The organism is Accumulibacter sp. (genome assembly GCF_031732815.1).
In the GTDB taxonomy this organism is placed as follows: Bacteria; Pseudomonadota; Gammaproteobacteria; order Burkholderiales; family Rhodocyclaceae; genus Accumulibacter.
In genome coordinates this window covers 1-6,327 of record NZ_JAVMKF010000087.1, presented here as the reverse complement: position 1 = coordinate 6,327, position 6,327 = coordinate 1, and the positions used below count along the sequence as shown (strand labels likewise).

The 6,327-nt window shown below is 65.0% G+C and carries 7 protein-coding genes; 2 read left to right on the top strand and 5 right to left on the bottom strand.

The window, feature by feature from the left end:
- The coding region (locus RKP46_RS07090; protein ID WP_311105997.1) for an NAD(P)/FAD-dependent oxidoreductase at positions 1-1,209 on the bottom strand (1,209 nt) is incomplete at its 3' end.
- Between the two features lie 626 nt (positions 1,210-1,835).
- On the bottom strand, positions 1,836-1,994 hold the full coding sequence (locus RKP46_RS07085) for a hypothetical protein (protein WP_311105996.1): 159 nt from the start codon (positions 1,992-1,994) through the stop codon (positions 1,836-1,838).
- Positions 1,995-2,043: 49 nt separating this feature from the next.
- On the opposite strand from RKP46_RS07085, the gene RKP46_RS07080 reads away from it, so the two are divergent.
- A complete protein-coding gene (locus tag RKP46_RS07080) occupies positions 2,044-3,117 on the top strand; it encodes a poly(3-hydroxybutyrate) depolymerase (RefSeq protein ID WP_311105995.1) in 1,074 nt (357 codons plus the stop codon).
- A gap of 62 nt (positions 3,118-3,179) precedes the next feature.
- Here the strand turns inward: RKP46_RS07080 and RKP46_RS07075 are convergent, their stop codons facing one another.
- Both RKP46_RS07075 and lysM read right to left on the bottom strand, forming a co-directional pair.
- Complete coding sequence (locus RKP46_RS07075) at positions 3,180-3,431, bottom strand: GlsB/YeaQ/YmgE family stress response membrane protein (RefSeq protein ID WP_311105994.1); 252 nt, start codon at positions 3,429-3,431, stop codon at positions 3,180-3,182.
- A gap of 24 nt (positions 3,432-3,455) precedes the next feature.
- On the bottom strand, positions 3,456-3,968 hold the full coding sequence (gene lysM / locus RKP46_RS07070; protein ID WP_311105993.1) for a peptidoglycan-binding protein LysM: 513 nt from the start codon (positions 3,966-3,968) through the stop codon (positions 3,456-3,458).
- 242 nt (positions 3,969-4,210) lie between these two features.
- On the opposite strand from lysM, the gene RKP46_RS07065 reads away from it, so the two are divergent.
- Positions 4,211-6,085, top strand: coding sequence for a 5'-nucleotidase C-terminal domain-containing protein (locus tag RKP46_RS07065; RefSeq protein WP_311105992.1), 1,875 nt, complete (start codon positions 4,211-4,213; stop codon positions 6,083-6,085).
- On the opposite strand, the gene RKP46_RS07060 is transcribed toward RKP46_RS07065, so the two are convergent.
- On the bottom strand, positions 6,070-6,327 hold a 258-nt coding region (locus RKP46_RS07060; protein ID WP_311105991.1), incomplete at its 5' end, for a hypothetical protein. The two genes, RKP46_RS07065 and RKP46_RS07060, sit on opposite strands and share 16 nt — an antisense overlap.

Sequence of the window (6,327 nt, the reverse complement as noted above, 5' to 3'; positions counted from 1 at the left end):
CCAGTTGAATGCGCCGCCGAGGAAGGTGCCGAACTTGTGCAGCGCCGGCCCGAAACTGCGTGCCTGGTAAAGTTCGTTGTAAAGCCATGAATCGCGCAAGGCATCGCCATAGGCGACAAGTTCGCTGCGCCCCTGGTCGCCCGCCTGCAGTGCTGAATGCACCGTCTCGGCGGCCAGCATGCCGGATTTCATCGCGGTATGGATGCCCTTGATTTTCGCGAAGTTCAACGTTCCGGCATCGCAGCCCAGCAGCAGGCCACCGGCAAACGTCTGCTTCGGCAGACTGTTCAGGCCGCCCTTGGTAATCGCCCGGGCCCCGTAGCAGAGGCGCTTGCCGCCCTCGAGATACGCTTTGATGCCGCTCTGCGTCTTGAAACGCTGAAACTCTTCGAAGGGGGAAAGATAGGGATCAGCGTAGTTGAGGTCCACGATCAGGCCAACGGCGACCTGGTTGTCCGCCATGTGATAGAGGAAGGAGCCACCGGTCGCGCCGTGTTCGCTGAGCGGCCAGCCGGCCCCGTGCACGACGAGGCCGGCGCGATGTTTGGCCGGGTCGATCTGCCACAGCTCCTTGATGCCGATGCCATAGTGCTGGGCGGTCCTGCCGGCGGCCAGATCGTAGCGCGCGATCAGTTCCTTGCCCAGTTGCCCACGGGCGCCTTCGGCAAACAGCGTGTATTTGGCGTGCAACTCCAAACCCGGCTGGAAGCTGTCTTTCGGCTCGCCGCGCTTGTCGCGTCCCATGTCGCCAGTGGCCACGCCTTTTACCGCACCGTCATCGTGGTACAGGATCTCGGCCGCGGCAAAGCCCGGGAAGATTTCCACGCCGAGCGCCTCGGCCTGTTCGGCCAGCCAGCGGCAGAGGCTGCCCAGACTGACGATGTAATTGCCCAGATTGTGCATCGGCGCCGGCACGGCGAAAGCGGGCAGGCGAACCGCCGCAGTCTGGCTGCGATAGAGATAGACCTGATCCTCGTTGACCTGGACGCCAAGCGGCGCTCCCTGCGCCTGCCAATCGGGCAACAATTCGTCGAGCGCGCGGCTTTCCATGACCGCCCCGGACAGGATGTGCGCGCCGACTTCCGATCCTTTCTCCAGCACCATGACGGCGAGTTCCGGGTTGAGCTGCTTCAGGCGAATTGCCGCACTCAGACCCGCCGGACCTGCCCCGACGACCACTACGTCGTACTCCATCGCTTCACGTTCCATCATCGCTCCCCAAACGTAGTCAAGCATTCCATCGATCCGGGCCGCAATGGCGGCGGCCCTCCGGCAACGAGCAGACCGGCGGCGAACGGGCCAATGCACCGAATGCAACCCCCATAGCCTCCCCGATATACCGCACTGCGCGCGCGGGGTCAAGGATGCGCTGCTGGCCAATCGCGAAGTGTAAGCGAACTCACCCGCGCTGTGCCCGACCATGCGCGGCGCGTGCAGCCGGGCAAGGCACGATCAGTCCGGCGAACCAAGCCCGCTGACGACACATGAGCGAGCCCGCGCGCCGCTTGCCCACGGATGGGCGAGGCTGGCGAGCGAGCCAATTGGCGGCAATGCGCATCAGCGATATCATTCGCCGGCGGGAATGTCGCCAGCCGCCGGCCGTTGCGGCTTTCGCTTTGCGTCATCCGAGGGTTCACCGTATGGTAATGAGCTCAGAGGTTTTTTCCGAATGGTGCCGAGCGCCGGCTGCGCAACACGGTCGATGGCTCGACCAGACAATGCGCTTTGCCTTACGGGCGCAGCCGCGCGGCGCAGTGGTCGACGAAATGGCACGCTTACGGCATGCAGCGTGCAAGGTGACTGGCCGGCCCGCGGCAGAATGACGTCATGTGCCTTCAGCCAATTTGTAAAATGGACAACCTGGAAGTGAACCCAGTCGTCGCTTGCGCCTTGAGCATGCCGTCGGCGTTCACCGCTGCGGACGAGCCCGCCGCGGCAAACTGCCGGACAACCGGTCCTTCGCCGAGTTCGGGCGCGCCGCTCTCGTGCACCACGCGGAAAGCCAGGCGCGTTTCTCGCCACACGCCGCTGCCTGGCAAGCGGATGTCGCGGCGGCTTGCGCCGGCCCTGCTCCTGGCTGCCTTGCTGCTGCCCGTCGCATCAGCGGCCCCGCCGGCGCAGCCAACACTCCCGGTGCTGCCGGCGCTCGGCGCCGAGTTGGCCGGTGTGACCGTTTCCGGAGTCTCTTCCGGCGCTTACATGGCCGTTCAGTTCCAGGTCGCGCACGCCAGCCTGGTGCGCGGCGCCGGCGTGCTCGCCGGCGGACCTTACGCCTGCGCCGACGGCTCGGCCTGGCGCGCGCTGACCCAATGCATGGCGCCATCGTCGTGGGCGCCGCTCCCGTCGGTCGCCGACTTGCGGCAACGCAGCGAGACGCTTGCCAAACAGAACCGCATCGATCCGCTGGACGGTCTGCGCGACGATCGCGTCTGGCTTTTTTCCGGCGGCAGGGATGAAACTGTGGCACCGCCAGTAATGGAACGACTTGCCGCTTATTACGCCGAATGGCTGCCGCCCTCGGCGATTCGCTTCGTTCGTCACCCGGAAGCGGCGCACGCGATGATCTCGGTCAGCGAGTCGCAGCCCAACGCCTGCGGACAGTTTGCCTCGCCCTACATCAACCGCTGCGACGATCTCGACGCCGCCGGCGAAATCCTCAACCATCTGCTTGGTCCGCTGCAGGCGCCGACGGCAACGCCCAGTGGTGAGTTGCTGAGCTTCAAGCAGCAGCCCTACATCGACGGCAAGCCGATCGATGCCTCACTCGCCGACGAGGGCTTCGTCTATGTCCCGCGTGCCTGCCGGAGTTCGCCCTGCCGCATCCATGTGGTCTTCCACGGCTGTCGGCAAAGCGCCCGGCAGATCGGCAGGCGCTTCGTCGAGGGCGCCGGCTACAATCGCTGGGCCGACACCAACCGCATCATCGCGCTCTATCCGCAGACCGCAGCACGTCACGGCCCGGCGCTCTGGTCGTGGAAATGGATCACCAATCCCTTCGCCTGCTGGGACTGGTGGGGCTACACCGGAGACGACTATCAGACGCGCGACGGCAAACAAATCAGAGCAGTACGCGCGATGCTCGAACGCCTGAGCCGGCCGCACCAAGCGCCGGACTAAGCGCACGGCCGGCGCCTGGTGCGGCTGGCCAGGCGCGCCCGGTCAGCCGCAACAGCCAGGGCTTACGACGATCCGCTACGCATCTTGCCGTAGATGGCGAGCAGGATGATCGCCATGATCACCGAAGCGATGAAGCCGGCACCCTCTCCCGCCCGATACCAGCCAAGCAGTTGGCCGAGCATGCCGGCACAGAACGACCCGGCGATGCCCAGGAGAACGGTAACGATGAAGCCCATGTTCTCCTTGCCCGGATGAATCAGCTTCGCCACCACACCGATCACGAAGCCAAGAACGATTGTCCAGATGATTCCCATGATGGTCCCTGATTTGAACTGACGCTATTGGGGCGGAATGCGCAAGACCTGCCCGGGATAGATCTTGTCGGGATGAGAGAGCATCGGCTTGTTCGCTTCGAAGATCACCATGTACTGGTTCGCATCCCCGTAATGCGCCTTGGCGATCTTCGACAGGTTGTCGCCCGAGACGACCGTGTAGAAGCTGGCCTCGGGCTCGCTCTGGTCGACCGACATCATGTCGTTGACCTGGGCGACACCCGTCACGTTGCCGCAACACAGGAGGATCTTTTCCTTGCTCGCCTGATCGGCGGCGACGCCGAATACGCTGGCCACACCGGTCGAACCGTCGAACGTGACGGTCAAGCCGGTCACCGACAAGCCTTGCGTGTTGACGTAGGACTCGATCGCTGCGCCAGCTTCGCGGTTCAACTCATCGAGACGCGCCTTCGCCGCCTCATCGTCCGGCGCGCTGGCCACCGCCGCAGACGCCTCTTCTGCTTCCTTGGCACCAAACAGCTTCTCACCTGCATGCTTGACGAAATCAAAAAAACCCATTTCTGCCTCCTCGAAGAGCAGCGCAATCTCGCGCCGGAGCATACCCACGCCCGGCAAATGAGCCGGGCGCATCCGACAGTCTAGCAGTTGCCCGCGTCTTGTCATACCCAGGCGCCTGCCTCAGCGAGGGCGCCAACGGCACGCACCCGCGCTGCCGCCGGTGGCGCATCGTCCAGCCACCCGTCGATCGATGCAATGTGGAATACTGTCTCGTCTCGTCGCTACCGCCTGGAATGAGAACCATGCGCTCCTTGCTTTCGCTCCGCCTGCTCGCCGCTAGTCTCCTTGTCGTAACGCTGGCTTTGACGGCGTGTCAGACCCCCGAACTCGCTGCGCCACGAGGCACCGCCAGCCGCGAAATCCATATTGCGCACATCAACGACCATCATTCGAATCTCGAAGCGCACGCCAACTTCGAAATCAGCCTCGACGGACTTGCCACGCGCGTCACGCTCGGCGGATTTCCCCGCCTGACCGCGATCTTCAGGCAATACGCCGGCCTGCCCAATCTGCTCAAGATTCATGCCGGCGACGCGATGACCGGTACGCTCTATCACACGCTGTACAACGGCGAAGCCGATGCCGCGCTGATGAACACAGTGTGCTTCGACGCCTTCGAAATCGGCAATCACGAATTCGACGAGGGCGATTCAGGCCTGCGCCGCTTTCTCGACCATCTGCGTGCCGGAAGCTGCCGGACGCCGGTGCTCGCCGCCAATGTCGAGCCGGCGATCGGCTCGCCACTGGCGCCGCACAAGGCGCACGACTACCTGCAGCCGTACGTCAGCAAACGCCTGGACGGACTGACCGTCGGCATCGTCGGCATCGAGGTCCGCGGCAAGACGATGAACTCGTCGCGTCCGCTACCGGCAACGCGCTTTCTCGACGAAATCGAGACTGCCCGCAAGGCGATTGACGAGCTGCGCGCGCAGGGTATCCGGCACATCGTCCTGGTCACGCACCAGGGCTACGCCGCCGACCTGGCGATGGCCGCGCAATTGAGCGAGGTCGATGTGATCGTCGGCGGCGACTCGCATACGCTGCTCGGCGACTTTTCAGCGGTCGGCATCGGCGCGGCATCCGGCCCTTATCCGACGGTGGTCAGGAACCTCGACGGCGACCCGGTCTGCGTCGTCCAGGCCTGGGAGTACGCCAAGGCCGTCGGACTGCTCAAGGTCAGCTTCGACGATCAGGCGAGAGTCCTTGCCTGCAGCGGCGAGGTGACGCTACCGATCGGCGACGACTTTCGGCAAAAGGACGCTTCCGGCCAATTCGCTACGGTCGATGCGACGCGGCGTCGGCAGATCCTCGAGCGCCTGGCGACGCACGCCGGCGGGCTGCGAGTGGTCGACCCCGACCCGCTCGCAGCCGCCGAGCTGGCGCGCTACGCCAGCCGCCTGGACGACATGAAGCGCCAGCGGATAGGCGTCGCCAACGAAGCGCTCTGCCTGGTCCGCGTTCCCGGCGAGTCGACCAACCGGAGCAGCGGACTGGCCGGCTGCGAAAACGCCAACCAGCTCGCGCGCGGCAGCGACATCGCGCAAGCGGTCGCCGAAGCCTACCGCCAGGCGAGCAAGCTGGCCGACATTGCGCTGCAGAATGCGGGCGGAATCCGTAACCCACTAGCGGCCGGCGAGGTCACTTTCAACACGGCCTACACGGTGCTTCCGTTTACCAACGTGCTCTACGAGTTCCAGCTCACCGGGCGAGAAATCGTCGGCGTGCTCGACGATGCGCTGGCCAATCACCTCGATCACGGCAGTTCGGACGGATCGCATCCCTACGCCGCCGGTCTGCGCTGGGACCTGGACATGTCGCAGGCACGCGGCAGCCGGCTGACCAACCTGGAGGTCAAGCGCAAAGCCAGCGGCCAATGGCAGCCGCTCGAGCTGGACCGCAGCTACACGCTGGTTACCAGCGACTTCCTGGCGAGCGGCGGCGACGGCTACGCCGGACTGGCAGCGATTCACCGCGCCGGACGCAGCGTCAACACCTACCTGAACTATACGCAGACCTTCGTCGACTACCTTCTGGCACGCGGCGACCTCAGGCGCCCGATCGTCGCCGACTACAGTCACAAGAGCGTCCGCACGCGCAGCGGTCAGAGCTTGCCGTAAGCCACCGTCTGCGCGCGCCACGAGGACGTTCCCCAACCCGGCTGAGCCGCCTGCCGGCACAGCGCGGGGAGTGCATTTTCGACCTGCCGGATCGTGCTGCCGGCCGCGTGCGCCGGCCGATCGGCACCGGCAGCCGCCACCCAGGAAAATGGCGCAAGCCGGAAGCTGGGGCTACAATACGCGCCCACCTCCTCGTAGCACAATGGACAGTGCACGCGCCTCCTAAGCGTGAGATACAGGTT